Here is an 18,920-nt window from a genome sequence, read left to right as displayed (position 1 = left end):
CGCGGGCCGGGTCTCAGTCCCGGCAACAACTTGGCGGCCAGCATAGCCTGTTGCTGTTACAAAACGTTACCTTCGTGATACGGCTGGTGACGATCGCTGACAGCAAAGCGACTGACGCCGCGCGCGCCCGCGCCGAGCATGGAGTCTCCTCCGCTCCGCGTGCCGTCCCCATGTCGCCCGCCGCCCCCTGCCTGCCGAACCCGTCCCGCCGCTGCCAGTGCGGAGGCTTCCGATGAGCGGCGTGGTCGGGGCCTGGCTGCCGCCCGCCGAGGATGAGCAGCTGCTGCAGCAGCTGGCCCCGATGCTGCGCGCGCTGCAGCAGCGTGGGCGTGGCCGCATCGGCTACTGGACCGACGCCGAGGCCGGCCTCGCGCTGGGCCATTGCCGGGCGCCGACCGATACGCCGTTGCAGCCGCTGAGCTCGGACTGCGGTCGCTACGTGCTGTGCCTGGACGGCCGCCTGTACAACCGCGGCGACCTGCAGGCGCAGCTGCGCGATCTGCCCCGCAGTTGCAGCGATGCGCGGCTGCTGCTGCAGGCGATCGTCGAATGGGGCGTGCAGCGGGCGCTGTCGCGCATCGAAGGCGCCTTCGGTTTCAGCGTCTGGGACCGGGAGTCGCGCGTGCTGTGGCTGGCCCGTGATCCGGTGGGCGAGCGGCCGCTGTATTACGGCTGGTACCAGGGCCAGTTCCTGTTCGCCTCGGAGTTGAAGGCGCTGCAGGCCTTCGCCGGCTTCGCGCCGAGCATCGACCAGGATGCCCTGAGCCTGCTGCTGCGCCACGACTATGTGCCGGCGCCGCACACCATCTACCGTGGCATCCACAAACTGGTGGCGGGCGCGATGCTGCGTATCGATCTCAGCGACCATGCCGCGGGTTGCTCCAGCCAGGCCGCGCAGGGCGGCGCGCGTTACTGGTGCGCACGCGACGCGATGCAGAGTGCACTGCAGGAGCCGCTGCAGCCGCCGCCGAGCCTGGAACAGGCCACCGACCAGCTTGAAGCGGTACTGCAGAAGGCCATCGCCTCACGCATGCACTCGCCCCTGGCGTGCGGCGCGTTCCTGTCCGGCGGCACCGACTCCTCGCTGGTGACGGCGATGATGCAGGCGCAATCGACCCTGCCGATCGAAGCGTGGACGGTCGGCTTCGACGATCCGGGGCATGACGAGAGCGACTGGGCGTCGCAGGTCGCGCGCCATCTGGGCGTGCAACACCACCTGCATCGCATGGACGCGCGCCAGGGCCTGGACCTGCTGCAGCGCCTGCCGCAGGTCTGGTGCGAGCCCTTCGCCGACGCCTCGCAGCTGCCGACGCTGCTGGCCAGTGAACTGCTGGGGGCGCGCAAGCCGGTGGCACTGACCGGTGACGGTGGCGATGAACTGTTCTTCGGGCATCCCAGCTATGGCCGCGCGCTGCGCAATGCGCGCCTGTGTGGTGGCCTGCCGGACTGGGTACGCGACCTGGCGCGGCGCAGCGGCAACCGCATGAACGTCGAGCGCGGCCGCCTCGGTGGTTGGCGCGCCCTGGTGGCCGAGGTGGCTGCCAATGATGTGGAAGGTCACTACCTGCAGCGCGTGACCCGCTGGCGGCAGCCGGCGCAGGTGGTGCTGGGTGCGCGCGAACCGGTGACGATCTTCCAGCAGCAGGACACGGCGCTGCCGGCCGAGGCGCGCATCCAGCTGCTGGATTTCCGCATGGACCTGGCCGAGGGAATCCTGGCCAAGGTTGATCGTGCGGGCATGGCGGCGGGCGTTGAAACCCGTGCGCCGCTGCTGGACATGGAGGTGGTGCGCCTGGCCTGGCGGCTGCCGCAGCACCTGAAGTACCACGATGGCGAGCACAAGCTGATCCTCAAGCACCTGCTGGCGCGCTACCTGCCGGATCCGCTGGTGTATCGCCCCAAGCGCGGCTTCGGCCCGCCGATGGCCCGCTGGCTGGCCGGTCCGTTGCGCGACTGGGCGGAGGCGCTGCTGGATCCGCAGCTGCTGCGCAACCAGGGCTGCTTCGATGTGGCACGCGTGCGTGGTATCTGGGAGGCGTTCCTGCGGGGCGAGCGCAAGTGGCACACACACCTGTGGAACGTGCTGATGTTCCAGGCGTGGCACCAGCACTGGCACGGTGGTCGCGGGCGCTGAGCCGTTCCTGCATCGCGTGCGGCGGGTTCAATCTGCGCGGCGCAGGGCGGATGCCCTTGCGTACGAATGTCCTCCGGCGCCGGCCGTTGGCCGTCACCTCCCCCTTTACTTCGTACGCAAGGGCGTCCGCCCTGCGTTGGGAGTTCGTCGGCGCCTCATTGAAAGGCTGCCACGAGCGCTGCGCTTTACCTGCCGTAAGCCGAGCCTCGTCGGGGCGGGCAGGGGTCTGGGCAAAGTAAAGGAGGAGGTGACGGCCAACGGCCGGCGCCGGGGGACATTTGCCCAGACCCCTGCCCGCCCCGGCGGGGCCCTTCAGTTCGCGGCGAATCCAGACAAGGAAGCGCTCTTCAATGCAGACGCCAGGCAAAAAAAGACCCGGCAGAGGGAGGGATCTGCCGGGTCCGGATTGCGTGGGGGGAGGGACCCACGCAATGAGTGTTGCGTCGCGTCAGTGGTTGTTCGCGTCCGCCGTTGATTCGTTGTAGCCCTGCACCAGCTCGGACCAAGCCTTGCTGGCCTGCAGGCCGAGACCGACCACGTCCTGCTGGGCCTGGCCCAGCCGCTGCAGGTTGTCCTGCCACAGCTGCGCGCCCTTGGAGAGCGTCCCGGCCGCATCCTCGCCGCGGGCCAGTTCACCCAGCCAGCCGCCGGTCGCAGTCAGGTTGCGCTCCATCACCTTCAGCTGCACCCCGAACATGCTTTCCGCGTTCTCCAACGCCAACCGGTTCGCACGCGTTGCCGCGGCGGCGAGCTGGCGGGTGGCATCACTGAAGCGATCGCTGAAGGCGGCGGCCATGGGGGCGTCAGGGAGTGGCTTGATGCATTGCAGCATACGCCCTTGATGCGGCAATGCAACAAAAATAACAAAGGCGCCCAGGGCGCCTTTGAAACACCTTTCAGATCAATGGGTTGATCAGGCAGTGGGGCCGCGGTAACGGCACCCCGACGTGCAGGTTTCGTGCACGGTGATCTCGCTCAGCGCCGGCAGGCCGGGCTTGAGCTCGTTCCAGATCCACACCGCCAGGTTCTCGCTGGTCGGGTTCTCTAGGCCGGGGATGTCGTTGAGGTAGTGATGGTCCAGGCGATCGTAGATCGGCTGGAAGGCCGCCTTCACGTCACCGAAATCCATGATCCAGCCGGTCTGCGCACCCGGCTCGCCCTCGACCTTCAGTTCCACCCGGAACGAGTGGCCGTGCAGGCGCGCGCACTTGTGCCCCGGCGGTACGTTGGGGAGGCGGTGCGCCGCCTCGAGCATGAAGACTTTGAAGATTTCCATGGCGCAATTGTACGCCGCAGGTGGCCGGCCATCCTGAGCGGATGCCGGGCTCTCGTGAAGTAACTCTTTCCATCCGGATGAAGAGATGATAGTTTCTCTTATATCCGTATGAAGAGATGTTATTGGCCGGACCCGGGCCAGGCATGGACTACTGCGGAACTTCATCGCCCTTACCACCTCCCCCACATCGTCATGCCCAAGCACACCCTGCTCGTGGCGGCCCTGGCCGTCGCTCTGGCCGCGCCTTTGTCTGCCGCCGCCGAAACCTCCGCCGACGCCAGTGGCGAAGCCAGCACCCTGGCCGCCGTGCGTGTCACCGGTTCCAACATCAAGCGCACCGATACCGAGGCCTCCAACCCGGTGCAGGTGATCGGCCGCCAGCAGCTGGAACAGACCGGCAAGGCCACCGTGGCAGATGTGCTGCGTTCGATCTCGGCCAACACCGGCAACGCCAGCAACGAAACCACCAACAACGGCTGGGCCTCCGGCTCGGCCGGCATCGGCCTGCGCGGCCTGTCGCAGAAGAACACGCTGGTGCTGCTCAACGGCCGCCGCCTGGCCAACTACGGCTTCCCGGCCGGTGGCCTGTCCGATACGTTCGTTGATCTCAACGCGCTGCCGCTGGTCGCGGTCGAGCGCATCGAAGTGCTCAAGGACGGCGCCTCGGCGGTGTACGGTTCCGACGCCGTGGCCGGCGTGGTCAACATCATCACCCGGCAGAACTTCGAAGGCGCCGAGATCGGCGGCAGCTTCGGCGGTGCCGACCAGGGCGGCCTGCACGAGCAGAACCTGAAGTTCGTCGGCGGCCTTGGTGATCTCGACACCGATGGCTACAACATCCTCTTCAGCCTGCAGGGTTACAACCGCGAACGTCTGGACCAGGACGAACGCAACCTGACCAGGAGCGGCATCTACACCGACAAGCCCGGTGGCCGCTGGAACGGCTGGTCGGCCAAGGGCGCGCGCTACCTGGTCAACGGCGTGTCGGTGCCGATGCTCGACGCCAACGGCAACTGCCCGGTCGGTACCACCCGCGTCGCCAGCGCGCCGATCGACGGCTTGGCCGGCGACACCTGCGGCTTCAACCAGGCCCCGTTCACCACGCTGATCCCCTCGACCAAGCGCTACCAGGCCTATGCCAACGGTACCTTCCGCCTGAACGACAACGTCGAAGCCTTCGGCGAAGTGCTGTACAGCCAGATCAAGAGTGCCGCATGGTTCGGCAGCAGCCCGTTCTTCACCCTGGAGAGCGGCCGCTTCGCATTGAATGCCAACAGTGGCCTGGCCGAACCGGTGTCGTCGCTGCTGCCGGCCAACAATCCGTACAACCCGTACGGCCGTGCGATCCCGATCGAATACACCTTCTTCGACCTCGGCGGCACGATCAAGACCAACCGTTCCACCGCCTATCGCGGCGTGTTCGGCCTGCGTGGCACCACTGCGAACTGGGACTGGGAAGTGGCTGCATTCGGCGCACGCAGCAGCGAGCGTGAGAGCGTGTCCGGCGGCTTCGCCAATCGCTGGGCGCTGGCCGATGCGCTGGCCACCGGCAGCTACAACCTGCTGAATCCGGCGGCCACGCCGCAGTCGGTACGTGATTCGATCAACATCGCCACGCTGCGCCCGGCCGAGTCCAAGCTGCAGGGCGTCGACGCGAAGATTTCCGGCAGCCTGGGCCACACCTGGGCCGGCGAGATCGGCTTCGCCGCCGGTGCCGAGTGGCGCCGCGAGAAGCTCGATTCCAACAACCCGTGGCAGATCGACGCCGGCCTGCAGGTGCGCCCGGCCATCGCCGAAGTACATGGCCAGCGCCAGGTCAGTGCCGCCTACGCCGAAGTGAACGTGCCGCTGGCCTCGACCCTGGAACTGTCCGCCGCCGCGCGTGCCGATCACTACGATGATTTCGGCGATGCGTTCTCGCCGAAGATCGGCCTGCGCTGGCAGCCGCTCGATTTCCTGCTGGTGCGTGCCTCGGCGTCGAAGGGCTTCCGTGCACCGTCGCTGTCGGAGAACTCCAACAGCACCAGCATCGCCTACGGCAGCGTGGCCGACCCGCGTGATCCGGACGTGCCGGGCTCACGCCAGAATCCGACCTTCTTCACCGTTGGCAACAACGCACTGAAGCCCGAGCGCACCAAGAGCGTGAACTTCGGCGTGGTGCTGTCGCCATGGGCCAACACCAACCTGAGCGTGGACTACTACCGCATCCAGCTGGACAACCTGGTCGGCACCAACAACACCCAGACTCTGGTCAACGACAACGTGGCCGGCGCCGTGCAGCGCGACGAGCGCGGCAAGCTGCAGGCCGTCTACAACCGCTACCAGAACCTGAGCGAGCTGAAGACATCAGGCATCGACGTCGAGCTGCGCCAGCGCATCCCGACCGCTGCGCTCGGCGACTTCACCGTGTCCTCCGCCTACACCCACGTGCGCGACTACCGTCGCCCGACCGTGGTCGGCGGCCCGCTGGTCGACTACGCCGGCAGCAACCTCGGCGCGACCCTGCCCAAGGACAAGGCCACCACCACCCTGGACTGGAAATACGGCGACTTCAACGCCGCGGTGACCTGGTACTACACCAGCAGCTACCGCCAGGAGGCCAGCACCGCCGCCAAGGCCGTGCAGCAGCGCGTCGGCAGCTACAGCCAGTACGACCTGTACCTGGCCTACACCGGCATCGACAAGCTGACGGTGTACGCCAAGGTGCAGAACCTGGCCGACAAGACGCCGCCGTACGATGCCTCGTTCCCGGGCATCCGCGCGCCGTACGACTTCAGCCAGTACGACCTGCGCGGCCGCTACTTCACGCTGGGCTTCGACTACCGCTTCTGATCCACCCGCTGCGACCGGTCTCCCCAAGGGACCGGTCGCGCGACCGCCTGCCGTTGTGTTCCAGGGGAGTCACTGTGTCCTTGCATCGTCGTGCCGTTCTTCCGTTGCTGCTTGCCGCCGCCACCGCACTGTTCCAGCCGCAGCCGGTACAGGCACAGAGCACCTACTTCTTTCCGCAGGCTGCCGATGCAGCGGCGTTCGATACCGCCGTGCCCACGCCGGAGCAGTTCCTCGGCTATCCGATCGGCAGCCGTTACACCCGGCACGACCAGCTGGTGGCGTACTTCCAGGAACTGGCCCGGCGCTCGGACAGGATCAGCGTGCGCGAGATCGGCCGCAGCTATGAGGGCCGCCCGCTGTTGATCGCCACTGTCACTGCCGCAGGCAACCACGCGCGGTTGGAACAGATCCGCCAGCAGCACGCGACGCTGGCCGATCCGGCGCAGCCGCGCAGTGCGGCGGGCGACAGCCCGGTGGTGGTGTGGCTGGGATACAGCGTGCATGGCAACGAGACCTCCAGTGCCGAGGCGGCGATGCTGACGGCTTACTACCTGGTGGCCAACCGCAGCGCCGAAACCCAGCAGTGGCTGCAGCAGGCGGTGGTGCTGTTCGACCCGGCGCAGAATCCGGACGGTCGCGATCGTGCCGCCAACTGGCACAACGCGTGGGCCTCCGATCCGGCCTCGGCCGACCCGGCCGACAAGGAGCACGTCGAACCGTTCCCGCAAGGGCGCACCAACCACTACTTCACCGATCTCAACCGCGACTGGCTGGCGCTGACCCAGCAGGACTCGCGGCCGAAGGTGGAGGTGTTCCACCAGTGGTACCCGAACGTGCAGATCGACTTCCACGAAATGGGCAAGGACAGCACCTACTACTTCGAGCCCTCGCCGAAGAGCATGCACAGTCCGCTGATTCCCGCGGCGTCGTACGAATTCAACAAGACCCTGGCCAGGTACCACGCGCAGGCGCTGGATGCGCTGGGCTCGCTGTACTACACCGGCGAGAACTTCGACAACTTCTCGCCGGTATACGGCTCGACCTACCCGGACTTCCATGGTGCCGTCGGCGTGACCGTCGAACAGGCCAGCTCACGCGGCCGCGTGCAGGAATCGGTGAATGGCCTGCTGACGTTCCCGTTCACCATCCGCAACCAGGTCGCCACCGGGCTGGGCACCGTGCGCGGCGCAGTGACCGAGCGCAGCGGCCTGTTCGACCTGCAGAAGCAGTTCTTCCAGAGCGCGCTGAAGCAGGCCGCACAGCAGCCGGTGAAGAGCTTCGTGTTCGGTGATGCGCATGACCCGACACTGACCCGCCGCCTGCTGGAACTGTTGCTGCTGCATCGCGTCGAGGTGCGCGCGCTGGATCGTGCCGTCACTGTCGATGGCCAGCGCTTCGATGCCGGCAGCGCCTACGTTGTGCCGGTCCAACAGGCGCAGTTCCGCCTGGTGCATTCGATCTTTGCCGAGACGCCGCCGATCAAGGGTGATGTGTTCTACGGCAGCACCAGCTATGCAATCGCACCGGCCTACGGCGTGGCCTTCGCCGGTAGCCGCAGCCGTATCGAAGGCGGTGCACGCGTGACCGCGCTGCCGGCGGCGCAGGGTGCGGTGCTGGGCAGCCAGGCCGGATTTGCCTACGCGATCGACTGGCGCGACTACAACGCCGGGCGCGCGCTGGCTGCACTGCAGGGCAAGGGCGTGAGCGCACGTGCGGCATTCCAGCCGTTCACCACCGCGACCGCGCAGGGCGAGGTCAGCTTCGCCGCCGGCAGCCTGGTGATTCCGGTGGCCGGGCAATCGCTGCAGGGCGCAGCGCTGCTTGAGGCAGTGACGTCGGCCGCGCGCGAGGCGGGTGTGCAGGTGCACGCATTGCCCAGCGGCCGCAGCCGCGAAGGCATCGACCTCGGCAGTGACGGCGTCAAGGCGCTGCGCAAGCCCACGGTCGCGCTGGTGATGGGCGAGGGCGTGGCCGCCACCGAGATCGGTTCGGCGTGGTTCCTGCTCGACCAGCAGCTGCACCTGCCTGCCAGCAAGCTGGACCCGCAGCAGCTGGGCAAGGTGCCGCTGGACCGCTACACCACGATCGTGCTGTCCGGCGGCACCTACACCGGCATCGATGCCACGGCGGTGGCCGCACTGAAGCGCTGGGTGCAGGCCGGAGGTTCACTGGTGACCTACGGCAGCGCCTCGAAGTGGGCGATCGAACAGAAGCTGGCCGACGGCGAGAAGCTCGGTAAGGAAGAAGAGACTGCCGACGAGAGCCGCCGTGCGTTCGGCGACCAGCGCGACATCGCTGCGATCGAGCGGGTCAGCGGCAACATCCTCAGTGCCGACGTGGATACCAGCCATCCGTTGGCGTTCGGCGTGCCGCGCCGGCAACTGGCGATCAACAAGGAAAACACGGTGACGCTGCAGCCGAGTGCGAACCCGTTCTCGACGGTGGTACGCATCGACGCGCCGCCGCGGGTGAACGGTTACTTGTCCGAGCGCAACCGCACGCGGGTGGCGGGCAGCGCGTGGCTGCTGGTGTCGGCGCAGGGGCAGGGTAACGTGGTGCTGTTCGCCGATGATCCGGCGCATCGCAAGTACTGGCATGGCACGGACCGCCTGCTGATCAACGCGATCTTCTTCGGGAATCTGGTGAATCCGGCGAAAGCGCGGGGTTGAGGTGTTTGGCGCCGAGTTTCTGTTGTGCTTGGGAGGCAGGGGGCCTCAGCCAGGACACGCCGTAAACCCATCCATGGGGGCTCGATGGCGCCATCCTTGGCGCCAACGGTCCTGGCTGAGGCCCCCTGCCTCCCATGACAGTTTCCTGCGGGCGCGGACGCATCAGACCCCAAGGCGGGAGCAAGGGCAAATACAAAAGCAAAAGCAAAAGCAAAAGCAAAAGCAAAGCCAGGAATTGCGACTTCGGCTTTTGCCTTTGAATTTGAATTTGAACTTGAATTTGATCTTTCTTCTCCCGGCTACCCGGCGGGAGAAGAAGGCGCAGGCAATGCTTGAAGCGGATGGGCATGGGGGCAGCGCAGAACCGTTGGCGCCATGGATGGCGCCATCGAGCTTACATGGACGTATTTACAGCGTGTTCTGCGCTGCCCCCATGTCCATCCGCCCTCGGTACTGCCACCGCGTGCTTTATCACCCGGTAGCCAGCAACAAAAAAAGGACGGCGCGTCAGCGCCGTCCCTCGATAGCCCCCCGCGCAGCGGGAAGCGCCATCCATGTCAGCTGGGATCAGCCGGCGCGACCGCCGCCGTTGCCACCCTGGCCGCGACCACGGCCGCCACCATTGCCGCCACCGCCACGGCGCTGGCCCTGACCCGCGCCCGCACGCTGCTGGCCGTTGCCGCCGCCCTCGCGACGGCCACCACCGGCCTTCTTCGGGCCGGCATGCGCATGGCGCGGCGCATCGCCGTGCGGACGGCGTGCGTGGCTCTTGCGCGGCGCGCGCTCACCGGTATCGTGCTCGGCCTTGCCCGGCGCACTGTTGCCCCAGCGGATCGGCGTCTGCAGCTCGAAGCCCGGCACATCGCGGATGTCCATGTCGCGGCCCAGCAGGCGCACGATCGCGCGCAGCAGCTTCACTTCATCCTGCGCCACCAGCGAAATCGCCTGGCCGGTCGCGCCGTTGCGGCCGGTGCGGCCGATGCGGTGCACGTAGTCCTCGGCCACCATCGGCAGGTCGAAGTTGATCACCTTCGGCAGCTCGTTGATGTCGATGCCGCGCGCGGCGATGTCGGTGGCCACCAGCACGGTCACGCGGCCGGCCTTGAAGTCACCCAGCGCACGCAGGCGCTGGCCCTGGCTCTTGTTGCCGTGGATCGCCGCGGTCTTGATGCCCGACTTTTCCAGGAAGGTGGCCAGCTTGTCGCTGCCATGCTTGGTGCGGGCGAACACCAGGGTCTGCTCGCGGCTGTCCTGCGCCAGCAGGTGCAGCAGCAGGTCGCGCTTGCGGCCGGCGTCGACCGGATGCACGCGGTGGGTGATGGTTTCGGCCACGGTGTTCTTCGGCGTCACCTGGATCTGTTCCGGGTTGCGCATGAACTCCAGCGCCAACTGGCGGATGTTGTCCTCGAAGGTGGCCGAGAACAGCAGGGTCTGGCGGTTCTGCTTCGGCAGCTTGGCCAGGATGCGCTTGATCGACGGCAGGAAGCCCATGTCGAGCATGCGGTCGGCTTCGTCCAGGATCAGCACTTCAATGCCGGACAGGTCGACGCTGCGACGCTCAAGGTGGTCGATCAGGCGGCCCGGGCAGGCCACCAGCAGGTCCACGCCACGGCGCAGGATGTCCAGCTGGTTGCCCATGCCGACGCCGCCGTAGATGCAGGCGCTGGGGATGCGCAGGTACTTGCTGTAGCCACGCAGGCTGTCATGCACCTGGGTGGCCAGCTCGCGGGTCGGGGCCAGGATCAGCGCGCGCGGCTTGCGCGGGCCGGCACGTACCTCCTGCGAGGCGGTGCCCAGGTGCTGCAGCAGCGGCAGGCCGAACGCGGCGGTCTTGCCGGTGCCGGTCTGTGCGCCGGCCAGCAGGTCGCGACCGGCCAGCGCCAGCGGGATCGCCTGCTGCTGGATCGGGGTCGGGTTTTCGTAGCCCTGCTCGGCGAGCGCGCGCAGCAGGAAGGGCGCCAGGCCCAGCGATTCAAAAGACATTGAGTTTGCTCCAAGTACAAGAAACGCCTGTCCGAGCGGACAGACGGGGGCAGATCAAACTGATCGGCTGACTCGGAGCGTTCCCGTGAACCGCGCTGCGAGAATTGGGTGCAGCCGGCACGAAGCGCAGGCTGGAATGCGTGACGAACGGCGTCGGAGTGGGGGCGGGCGAAGAGGGCGGACCCTGGTCGCCGGCGATCCCGGAGGGAAACGGACGGCCGCTGCAGACCCTGCAAGTCTAAACGATGTTAGAGACTTCGCGCAAAAAGGCCTGTTCAGGTAGGGGGTGTCTGCGGGGCTTGCAGCCCTGCACCCGCGGAGGCCAGAGCCACGTCAACGTCAAAAGCTGGCTTCCTGAGGGTTGGCGGGGTGGGTCCGGTTGAGGGGGGCGCCGTAAACCCATCCATGGGGGCTTGGTCGCGGCATCCATGCCGCTCACACCCCCTCAACCGGACCCACCCCGCCTTCGACAGTTTGCTGCGGTCTGTCGGAAATGCTCTTGGGGCCAGATCCGTTTTCCGGAGGAAAACGGATCTGGCCCCGGAATTTCATTCGATATCTGACAGATGTGCCGACCAACGGTCGGCACCCACCAACAGCCGCCGCGGGGATCTGTCGGGGGTAGGGCGGTGTGGGTGGGCAGGACCGTTGGCGCCATGGATGGCGCCATCGAGCCCCCATGGACGGGTTTACGGCGTGTCCTGCCCACCCACACCGCCCCGCCCAACCAGTAGAAAGCCAGAGCCGCTTTTGACGTTGCCGTTGCTGTTGCATTGAGCAGGTGCAGGGCTGCAAGCCCTGCCGACCCCCCCACTACGGTAGGGTGGGCCGATGCCGCGCTGCAGCTTGGCGTCGCCGCAGATTTGATTACACTTGAAACTTGTTTGCCCACGACTCCGGACACCCACCCATGAAGCTTGGTTCTTTGAAGGAAGGCGGCCGCGACGGCACCCTGATCGTCGTCTCGCGTGACCTGCGCCACGGCGTGCGCGCCACCGGCATTGCCGCCACCCTGCAGCAGGCCCTGGAGGACTGGAGCCACATCGCACCGCGCCTGAACGCCCTGTACGAATCGCTCAATGCCGGCGATGCCGATGGCGTGTTCGACCTCGACCCGCAGGCACTGGCCGCGCCGATGCCGCGCGCCTATGAGTTCGTCGATGGCAGCGCCTACCTGCCGCACGTCGAGCGCGTGCGCCGTGCCCGTGGCGCCGAGGTGCCGGACAGCTTCTACACCGACCCGCTGATGTACCAGGCCACCAGCGCCGGCTTCTACGGCCCGCGCGATGCGGTCAAGGTGGTCAGCGAGGACTACGGCATCGACCTGGAAGCGGAGATCGTGGTGATCACCGACGACGTGCCGATGGCGGCGACCCCGGAACAGGCAGCCGGTCATATCCAGTTGGTCGGCCTGGTCAACGATGTCTCGCTGCGCAACCTGATCCCGGGCGAGCTGGCCAAGGGTTTCGGCTTCCTGCAGTCCAAGCCGCGCTCGGCGCTGTCGCCGGTGTTCGTCACCCCTGACGAGCTGGGTGCCGCGTGGCAGGACAGCAAGGTGCACCTGCCGCTGCTGACCCACATCAACGGCCAGTGGTTCGGTGCGCCGGAAGCGGGCGTGGACATGCAGTTCAATTTCGCCCAGCTGGTTTCGCATGCGGCCAAGACCCGTCCGCTGGTCGCCGGCACCATCGTCGGCTCGGGCACCATCGCCAATGAAGACACCAGCAAGGGTGCGTCGTGCTTCGCCGAGCAGCGCGTGGTCGAAACCCTGCGCGATGGCAAGCCGAGCACGCCGTTCATGTCCTTCGGCGACGTGGTGCGCATCGAGATGCTCGATGCCGCGGGCAACAGCATCTTCGGTGCGATCGAGCAGCGCATCGAACAGGCGGCCAGGCCCTGAGCATGGAGGCGGCCATGGAGATCCCGGTCGACGACGGCATCGTGCTGTACACCTACTGGCGATCCAGCGCCGCCTACCGCGTGCGCATCGGCCTGGAGCTGAAGGGCCTGGCCTGGGAGGCCCGGCCGGTGCATCTGGTGCGCGACGGTGGCGAGCAGCACCGGGATGCCTATCGGGCGCTCAACCCGCAGCAGCAGGTGCCGACCCTGCTGCATGAGGGGCATGTGCTGACCCAGTCGCTGGCGATCCTCGAATACCTGGACGAGCGCTTTCCGCAGGTACCGCTGCTGCCGGCCGACGCCGCCGGCCGCGCGCGGGTGCGGGCGCTGGCCCAGCTGGTGGCCTGCGACATCCACCCGATCAACAACCTGCGGGTGATGCAGTACCTGGAGCGCGATCTGCAGGTGCCGGCCGATGCGCGCACGCAGTGGACCCTGCACTGGATCGCCGAGGGCTTCGCGGCGATGGAAGCCCTGCTGGTCAACAGTCGTGACACCGGCGCCTTCTGCCATGGTGACCGTCCCGGCCTGGCCGATATCTGCCTGCTGCCGCAGCTGTACAACGCCCACCGCTTCGGCCTGGACCTGGCACCGTACCCGACCCTGCGCCGCATCGAAGCGGCCTGCCAGGCAGTGGATGCCTTCGACCGCGCACGCCCGGAAAACCAGCCCGACGCCGCCTGAAAAAAAGGGGACGGAGGGGATTAAGTCGTATATGCACTTACGACTTAATCCCCTCCGTCCCCTTTCTGCCGCAAACGGGCCAGGTCATCGCGGAACACCCGGTAGGCTTCCTCGCGGCGCGCATCGTCGGCCTGCCGCAACACCCATGCCGGGTGCACCGTGGCGTAGCCGCGCGTGCCGTCCTCGAGGGTGTGCCAGCGTCCGCGGTCGCGTGCGAGGTGGAAACCACGACCGAATACCGAGGCTGCGGCTGTCGCGCCGAGGCATACGATCACCTGGGGCTGCACGCGTGCGATCTCACCCATCAGCCAGGGGCGGCAGGCCTGGATGTGGCGGCTTTCCGGCCGCTTGTGCAGCCGCACCTTGCCGCGCCGCTCATGGTGGAAGTGCTTCACCGCGTTGGTGAGGTACAGCTGGGCGCGATCGATTCCCAGTTCCGCCAGTGCGCGGTCCAGCACCTGGCCGGCAGGTCCTGCGAACGGCTGCCCGCGCAGATCCTCGGTATCACCGGGCTGCTCGCCGATCACCATCACCCGCGCATCGGCAGGCCCCTGCCCGAACACGGTCTGCGTGGCCTGCTCCCATAGCGGGCACTGGCGGCAGGCAATGGCCTGTCCGCGCAGATTGTCCAGGCTGCTGGCATCGGCTGCCGGCGCCGCAGCGTTCGCACGCGGGGGAATCCTGCGTTGCGGTGCCTGTGCCGGCCGGTCATGCATTTCCTGCACGCGGTCGGCCGCGTCGCGCACCAGGCGTGGCAGCAACTGTGCTTCAGGCAGGTGGCGCCAGTACTTGGCCGGCATCTCCTGCATCATCATCCGTGTGTTGAGTCGCGCCGGATTGAAGATGCTGGCGTAGTAGGTCTGCCACAGCGACTCGCGTGCATCCTCGGCCGGGGCATCTTCGCGCCGTGCACCGGGGCCGAAGGCAAGCGCCTGCCCATCCCAGGCGACGCTGCGCGAAGGGGTCAGGATCGCCCAGCGCATGCCGGTGAAGCGGCGCGCGAAGAACGGCGCGACCCGGTCGACGATGTGGTGCTGCGGCTCGAACCAGGCGATGAACGCATCGGGCTGGCCAGGTACCTCGCGGAAGCGCACGAATGCCTTCATCTTGTGCGTGTCACGGCGGACGGCCTGGGCGAGGGCTGTCGCGCGCAGGACATCGGCGTCGGCGGGGTTGCCCAGCACTGATCGCTCGCCATGGGCGATGCGCCACAGCAGGCGATACAGCACGGCCAGGCGCTGGGGATCGCGATGGCACAGGCAGGTGGCCGCCAGCTCCAGGAAGTCACGTGGAACGTTGGGTGCACCGGCATCGGCAAGCATCGGCGCCTGCTGCACGGCCGGCGCATCCAGCAGCGACGTGTCACTCCCTTCCAGCCAGTCCAGCTGCGGCGGGGCAACGCCGCGCAGCAACGCTTCGCGCGCAGCATCGCGCCAGGCCTGCAGCGACCACGGCGGATCCACCCGCAGCGACCAACGCTGCGCGTCAGGACGCAGACGGGGCATCGAAAAGTGAACCCTGGCGCGGCGGCGGGGCCAGCTGCGCGCGCAGCGCCGCCGGATCATCCAGTGCTTTGCGCGGGTGATGGTCGGCCAGCAGCACGAACGGCAGCAGCTTGCTCATCGGTGCCTTCAGGCGCGCGATGTCGGCCACGCGCAGCCGCCCGTGGCGGCGTGCCATCAGCACGCGCTTGACGTTGCGCACGCCAAGGCCGGGCACGCGCAGCAGCATTTCCTTCGGTGCCCGGTTCAGATCGACCGGAAAGCGCTCGGGATGGCGGATCGCCCAGGCCATCTTGGGGTCGATATCCAGGTCGAGCATGCCGTCCTGGGTGGTGTCGGTAATCTCCTCCACACCGTAACCGTAGAAGCGCAGCAGCCAGTCTGCCTGGTAAAGGCGATGTTCGCGCTGCAGCGGTGGCGGCTGCAGTGGCAGCTGCCGGCTGGCGTCCGGAATCGGGCTGAATGCGGAGTAGTAGACCCGGCGCATGCGGTAGTTGCCGTACAGACTGTCGGCGCTGGCCAGGATCTGCTGGTCGTTTGCCCCGTCCGCGCCGACGATCATCTGGGTGCTCTGCCCGGCCGGTGCGAAACGGGGAGGGCGCGGGCGAACACTGCGACTGGCCGTCGGCGCCACCACTGCGGGGGCCTTGCGAGCTTCCTTGGCTTCCTCGATGCGCCAGCGCAGTTCGCCCATCGCGCCACGGATCGAATGCACCGTCTTCTCCGGTGCCAAGGCGCTCAGGCCGGCTTCGGTCGGCAGTTCCACGTTGATGGACAGGCGGTCCGCATAGCGCCCGGCACTGGCCAGCAGTTCCGGCGAGGCCTCGGGAATGGTCTTGAGGTGGATGTAGCCGGCGTAGCGGTGTTCTTCGCGCAGCTGCCGGGCCACTTCCACCATCTGCTCCATGGTGTAGTCCGCATTGCGGATGATGCCGCTGGACAGGAACAGGCCCTCGATGTAGTTGCGCTTGTAGAAGTCCAGGGTGAGCGTGACCACCTCGTCCACGCTGAAACGCGCGCGGGCCACGTTGCTGGAGACCCGGTTCACGCAATAGGCGCAGTCGTAAATGCAGAAGTTGGTCAGCAGGATCTTCAGCAATGAAACGCAGCGGCCGTCGGGCGTGTAGCTGTGGCAGATGCCCATGCCCTCGGTACTGCCGATACCGCCACTGGCGCGCGAATCGCGTTTGCCCGAGCCGCTGGAGGCGCAGGACGCGTCGTATTTGGCGGCGTCGGCCAGAATGGCCAGCTTGCGGATGGTTTCCATTGAGGAAACCTACGGATGAGGGGTCTCATTGGATGAGACCGCCCATGAACGCTTCAGAAAAAAGGGGACGGAGGGGATTAAGTCGCAAATGCACTTACGACTTAATCCCCTCCGTCCCCTTTTTCGTGGGGTCAGAAGCCGTGGGTGATGCTGGGTGCGCCGGCCGAGAAATCGGCGTACGGGTCGTGCTCGCCGCTGCTGCCTTCGGACAAACGGAACTTCAGGGCCAGGCCATCGCGCGAGTCGGCCGCGCGCAGCGCTTCCTCCTGCTCGATGATGCCCGCCTTGGCCAGCCGGAACAGGCACTGGTCGAAGCTCTCCATGCCTTCTTCCAGCGAGCCTTCCATCGCCGCCTTGATCTCGTGCACCTGGCCGCGACGCAGCAGGTCGCGGATCATCGGCGTGTTGATCAGCACCTCGGTGGCCGGCAGGCGACGGCCCTCCTTGTTCTTCACCAGACGCTGGCTGATCACCGCACGCAGGTTCAGCGCCAGGTTCATCAGCACGTTCTTGTGCGCGCTTTCCGGGAAGAAGTTGAGGATGCGCTCGATGGTCTGGTCGGCGTTGTTGGAGTGCAGGGTGGCCAGGCACAGGTGCCCGGTCTCGGCGAAGGCGATCGCCGCCTCCATCGTTTCCGCATCCAGGATTTCGCCGATCAGGATCACGTCCGGCGCTTCACGCATCGCGTTCTTCAGCGCGTTGTGGAAGGCGTGGGTGTCCAGGCCGACCTCGCGCTGGTTGACGATCGACATCTTGTGCTTGTGCAGGTACTCGATCGGATCCTCGATGGTGAGGATGTGACCGGTGGTGGTGCTGTTGCGGTGGTCGATCATCGACGCCAGCGAGGTGGACTTGCCGGAGCCGGTGGACCCCACCACCAGCACCAGCCCGCGCGGGGTCATGATGACGTCCTTCAGCACCTGCGGCAGGTTCAGCTCCTCGATGCTCGGGATGCGGCTGCGGATGGCGCGGATGACCATGCCGACCTCGCCCCGCTGCTTGAACACGTTGACGCGGAAGCGCCCGGCATCGGGCAGGGCGATGGCCATGTTGAGCTCCAGCTCGCGCTCGAACTGCGGCACCTGGCCTTCGTCCATCAGCGAGTAGGCGATTTTCTTGACCATGCCCGGCGGCAGGCCGGTGTTGCCCAGCGGATAGAGCTTCCCCTCGATCTTGATGTAGACCGGTGCCCCGGTGGTCAGAAACATGTCCGAAGCGTTCTTTTCGGTCATCAGCTTCAGGAAGTAGCCGATATCCATTGCGAATTTTCCCCAACGAAACGGCCGACGCCCGTTGCCAGCACGGTGTCGGCTTGACGACAATGGCCGTGAACCGACAACCGGTACGGCCTCCCCAATGAAACGACTTAGCTTCGCACGAATGCGCCATGGCCTGTATGTGATGGCGTTTGCATTCGCACTGTCTGCCCCCGCCTGGGCGCAGGACGCCGCCCTGGAACTGGCGCAGGCCCGGCAGGCGGTCGACAAGGCCACCCAGGCCGACGCCGACCAGTACGCCCCGGACCTGATCGGTCTGGCCCGGCAGGGGCTGGAGCAGGCCCAGCGCGCCGCCGGCGACCGCCGCGAACGGAAGAACGCCCCGGCGATGGCCCTGCGCGCCGCCGCCGATGCCGACCTGGCCCGCGTCCGCAGCGAGGAAGCCACCGTCACCGCGCAGCTGCAGCTGCGCCGCAACGAGGTCAACCAGCTGCAACGCCAGCTGTCGACCGGGGAGGACCGCCGGTGAAGCCGATGACCGCCGCAACCCTGGCCGCGCTGCTGGCGCTGCCGACCCTGGCCGTGGCCGCCGACAACCCGATGGTGGCGCAGCTGAGCCAGCGCCTGATGGCCATCCAGGCCAACCCGGATACCGCTGAGCTGGGCGCCTTCGAGCGCATGCAGGCCCAGCAGGCCATCGCGACCCTGGACAAGGCCAAGCGCCGTGACCAGGAGCTGGCCACCTACCTGGCCGAGCGCCGGGTGGAGATTGCCGAGACGGCCGTGCGCACGGCGATGGCCGCGCGCGAGGTCGACCGCCTGGAGCGCACCCGCAGCGACCTGCTGATCGAGGCCAGCCGCCGCGACGCTGCCCGCGCCCGTCAGGAAGCCGAGCAGCTGCGCATGCAGGCGCAGATGCAGGCCGAGGAAGCCGAACGCCTGCGCCAGGCCGCCGAGGCCGAAACCCTGGCCCGCCAGGACGCCGAAAACGCCCTGACCAGCGTGGCCGGCAAGCAGCAGCAGCGCCTCAGCGCCGCCCAGCAGAACGCCGCCAAGCTGGCCCGCGAGGAGGCCGAGCTGGTGTCGGGCCAGAAGCTGCCGGGTTCGAAGTTCGATGCGCGCGGTGAGGTCTTCACCTTCGGGGGCGACGCGTTCGCTGCAGGTGCGTCCAGCCTGTCTGGCGGCGCCCGCAACCAGGCCAAGGCGCTCGCCGAGTACCTGAACATCGGCAAGAAGGGCCGCCTGCGCATCGAGGCCTACGACAGTGCCAACGGCGTGGGCCAGAAGCGTGCCGAAGCGCTGCGCGACGCCCTGGTCGCGGGTGGTGTCGCCAGCAACCGCATCCAGGTCAGCGGCAAGAAGGCAGCCTCCACCCGGGCCCGTTCGGCCGAGGTCATCATCGCCCCGTAATGCATTGATATTGTTTGTTTTTCGTTGCAATGAGCATTCAGCCTGAA

General features: G+C 67.2%; 13 protein-coding genes. 7 read left to right on the top strand and 6 right to left on the bottom strand.

Annotated features, from left to right (window positions below; all coding sequences use genetic code 11):
* The first annotated feature begins 232 nt into the window (after positions 1-232).
* Complete coding sequence (asnB, locus tag AC5P56_RS08740) at positions 233-2,134, top strand: asparagine synthase (glutamine-hydrolyzing) (protein ID WP_134808477.1); 1,902 nt, start codon at positions 233-235, stop codon at positions 2,132-2,134.
* A 448-nt stretch (positions 2,135-2,582) separates the two neighbouring features.
* On the opposite strand, the gene AC5P56_RS08735 is transcribed toward asnB, so the two are convergent.
* Together AC5P56_RS08735 and queD are read right to left on the bottom strand one after the other, a co-directional pair.
* On the bottom strand, positions 2,583-2,930 hold the full coding sequence (locus AC5P56_RS08735) for a phasin family protein (protein ID WP_014035870.1): 348 nt from the start codon (positions 2,928-2,930) through the stop codon (positions 2,583-2,585).
* Positions 2,931-3,047: 117 nt separating this feature from the next.
* Positions 3,048-3,410 (bottom strand): 6-carboxytetrahydropterin synthase QueD, encoded by a 363-nt coding sequence (queD, locus tag AC5P56_RS08730; protein ID WP_014645831.1) that lies wholly within the window; start codon positions 3,408-3,410, stop codon positions 3,048-3,050.
* A 192-nt stretch (positions 3,411-3,602) separates the two neighbouring features.
* Here queD and AC5P56_RS08725 point away from each other — a divergent pair, with 192 nt between their 5' ends.
* A complete protein-coding gene (locus AC5P56_RS08725) occupies positions 3,603-6,242 on the top strand; it encodes a TonB-dependent receptor (RefSeq protein ID WP_046428687.1) in 2,640 nt (879 codons plus the stop codon).
* Positions 6,243-6,316: 74 nt separating this feature from the next.
* Positions 6,317-8,911, top strand: coding sequence for a M14 family zinc carboxypeptidase (locus AC5P56_RS08720; protein WP_288496816.1), 2,595 nt, complete (start codon positions 6,317-6,319; stop codon positions 8,909-8,911).
* A gap of 567 nt (positions 8,912-9,478) precedes the next feature.
* On the opposite strand, the gene AC5P56_RS08715 is transcribed toward AC5P56_RS08720, so the two are convergent.
* A complete protein-coding gene (locus tag AC5P56_RS08715; protein WP_046428694.1) occupies positions 9,479-10,894 on the bottom strand; it encodes a DEAD/DEAH box helicase in 1,416 nt (471 codons plus the stop codon).
* 910 nt (positions 10,895-11,804) lie between these two features.
* On the opposite strand from AC5P56_RS08715, the gene AC5P56_RS08710 reads away from it, so the two are divergent.
* Positions 11,805-12,794: a fumarylacetoacetate hydrolase family protein gene (locus AC5P56_RS08710; protein ID WP_049442134.1), complete on the top strand. Its 990-nt coding sequence runs from the start codon at positions 11,805-11,807 to the stop codon at positions 12,792-12,794.
* Positions 12,795-12,808: 14 nt separating this feature from the next.
* Positions 12,809-13,477: a maleylacetoacetate isomerase gene (gene maiA, locus AC5P56_RS08705; protein WP_032957926.1), complete on the top strand. Its 669-nt coding sequence runs from the start codon at positions 12,809-12,811 to the stop codon at positions 13,475-13,477.
* A 44-nt stretch (positions 13,478-13,521) separates the two neighbouring features.
* On the opposite strand, the gene AC5P56_RS08700 is transcribed toward maiA, so the two are convergent.
* The 3 genes from AC5P56_RS08700 to AC5P56_RS08690 form a co-directional block, all read right to left on the bottom strand.
* Positions 13,522-14,982 (bottom strand): UdgX family uracil-DNA binding protein, encoded by a 1,461-nt coding sequence (locus AC5P56_RS08700; RefSeq protein WP_495231542.1) that lies wholly within the window; start codon positions 14,980-14,982, stop codon positions 13,522-13,524.
* Positions 14,963-16,246 (bottom strand): putative DNA modification/repair radical SAM protein, encoded by a 1,284-nt coding sequence (locus AC5P56_RS08695; protein ID WP_049442137.1) that lies wholly within the window; start codon positions 16,244-16,246, stop codon positions 14,963-14,965. Before AC5P56_RS08695 ends, AC5P56_RS08700 begins: the two co-directional genes overlap by 20 nt.
* Positions 16,247-16,377: 131 nt before the next feature.
* The gene (locus AC5P56_RS08690; RefSeq protein ID WP_014645840.1) at positions 16,378-17,505 is read right to left on the bottom strand and encodes a PilT/PilU family type 4a pilus ATPase; all 1,128 of its coding nucleotides are present in this window, start codon (positions 17,503-17,505) and stop codon (positions 16,378-16,380) included.
* Between the two features lie 121 nt (positions 17,506-17,626).
* Between AC5P56_RS08690 and AC5P56_RS08685 the strand changes: the two genes are divergently transcribed.
* A complete protein-coding gene (locus AC5P56_RS08685) occupies positions 17,627-17,992 on the top strand; it encodes a DUF4398 domain-containing protein (RefSeq protein ID WP_005415160.1) in 366 nt (121 codons plus the stop codon).
* Positions 17,989-18,873, top strand: a complete 885-nt coding sequence (locus AC5P56_RS08680; RefSeq protein ID WP_288496498.1) for a hypothetical protein — start codon at positions 17,989-17,991, stop codon at positions 18,871-18,873. Before AC5P56_RS08685 ends, AC5P56_RS08680 begins: the two co-directional genes overlap by 4 nt.
* Positions 18,874-18,920: the final 47 nt, after the last annotated feature.

This window comes from Stenotrophomonas sp. YJH_SMC_131 (assembly GCF_059367975.1).
Note: the sequence above shows the minus strand (reverse complement) of the source record. Positions and strands in the feature narration are given on the sequence as shown.

Coding starts and splice junctions, on each gene's coding strand:
- AC5P56_RS08715 (WP_046428694.1), bottom strand. CDS start 10,894: ATGTCTTTTGAATCGCTGGGCCTGGCGCCCTTCCTGCTGCGCGCGCTC.
- maiA (WP_032957926.1), top strand. CDS start 12,809: ATGGAGATCCCGGTCGACGACGGCATCGTGCTGTACACCTACTGGCGA.
- AC5P56_RS08690 (WP_014645840.1), bottom strand. CDS start 17,505: ATGGATATCGGCTACTTCCTGAAGCTGATGACCGAAAAGAACGCTTCG.
- queD (WP_014645831.1), bottom strand. CDS start 3,410: ATGGAAATCTTCAAAGTCTTCATGCTCGAGGCGGCGCACCGCCTCCCC.
- AC5P56_RS08735 (WP_014035870.1), bottom strand. CDS start 2,930: ATGGCCGCCGCCTTCAGCGATCGCTTCAGTGATGCCACCCGCCAGCTC.
- AC5P56_RS08700 (WP_495231542.1), bottom strand. CDS start 14,982: ATGCCCCGTCTGCGTCCTGACGCGCAGCGTTGGTCGCTGCGGGTGGAT.
- asnB (WP_134808477.1), top strand. CDS start 233: ATGAGCGGCGTGGTCGGGGCCTGGCTGCCGCCCGCCGAGGATGAGCAG.
- AC5P56_RS08725 (WP_046428687.1), top strand. CDS start 3,603: ATGCCCAAGCACACCCTGCTCGTGGCGGCCCTGGCCGTCGCTCTGGCC.
- AC5P56_RS08685 (WP_005415160.1), top strand. CDS start 17,627: ATGCGCCATGGCCTGTATGTGATGGCGTTTGCATTCGCACTGTCTGCC.
- AC5P56_RS08710 (WP_049442134.1), top strand. CDS start 11,805: ATGAAGCTTGGTTCTTTGAAGGAAGGCGGCCGCGACGGCACCCTGATC.
- AC5P56_RS08695 (WP_049442137.1), bottom strand. CDS start 16,246: ATGGAAACCATCCGCAAGCTGGCCATTCTGGCCGACGCCGCCAAATAC.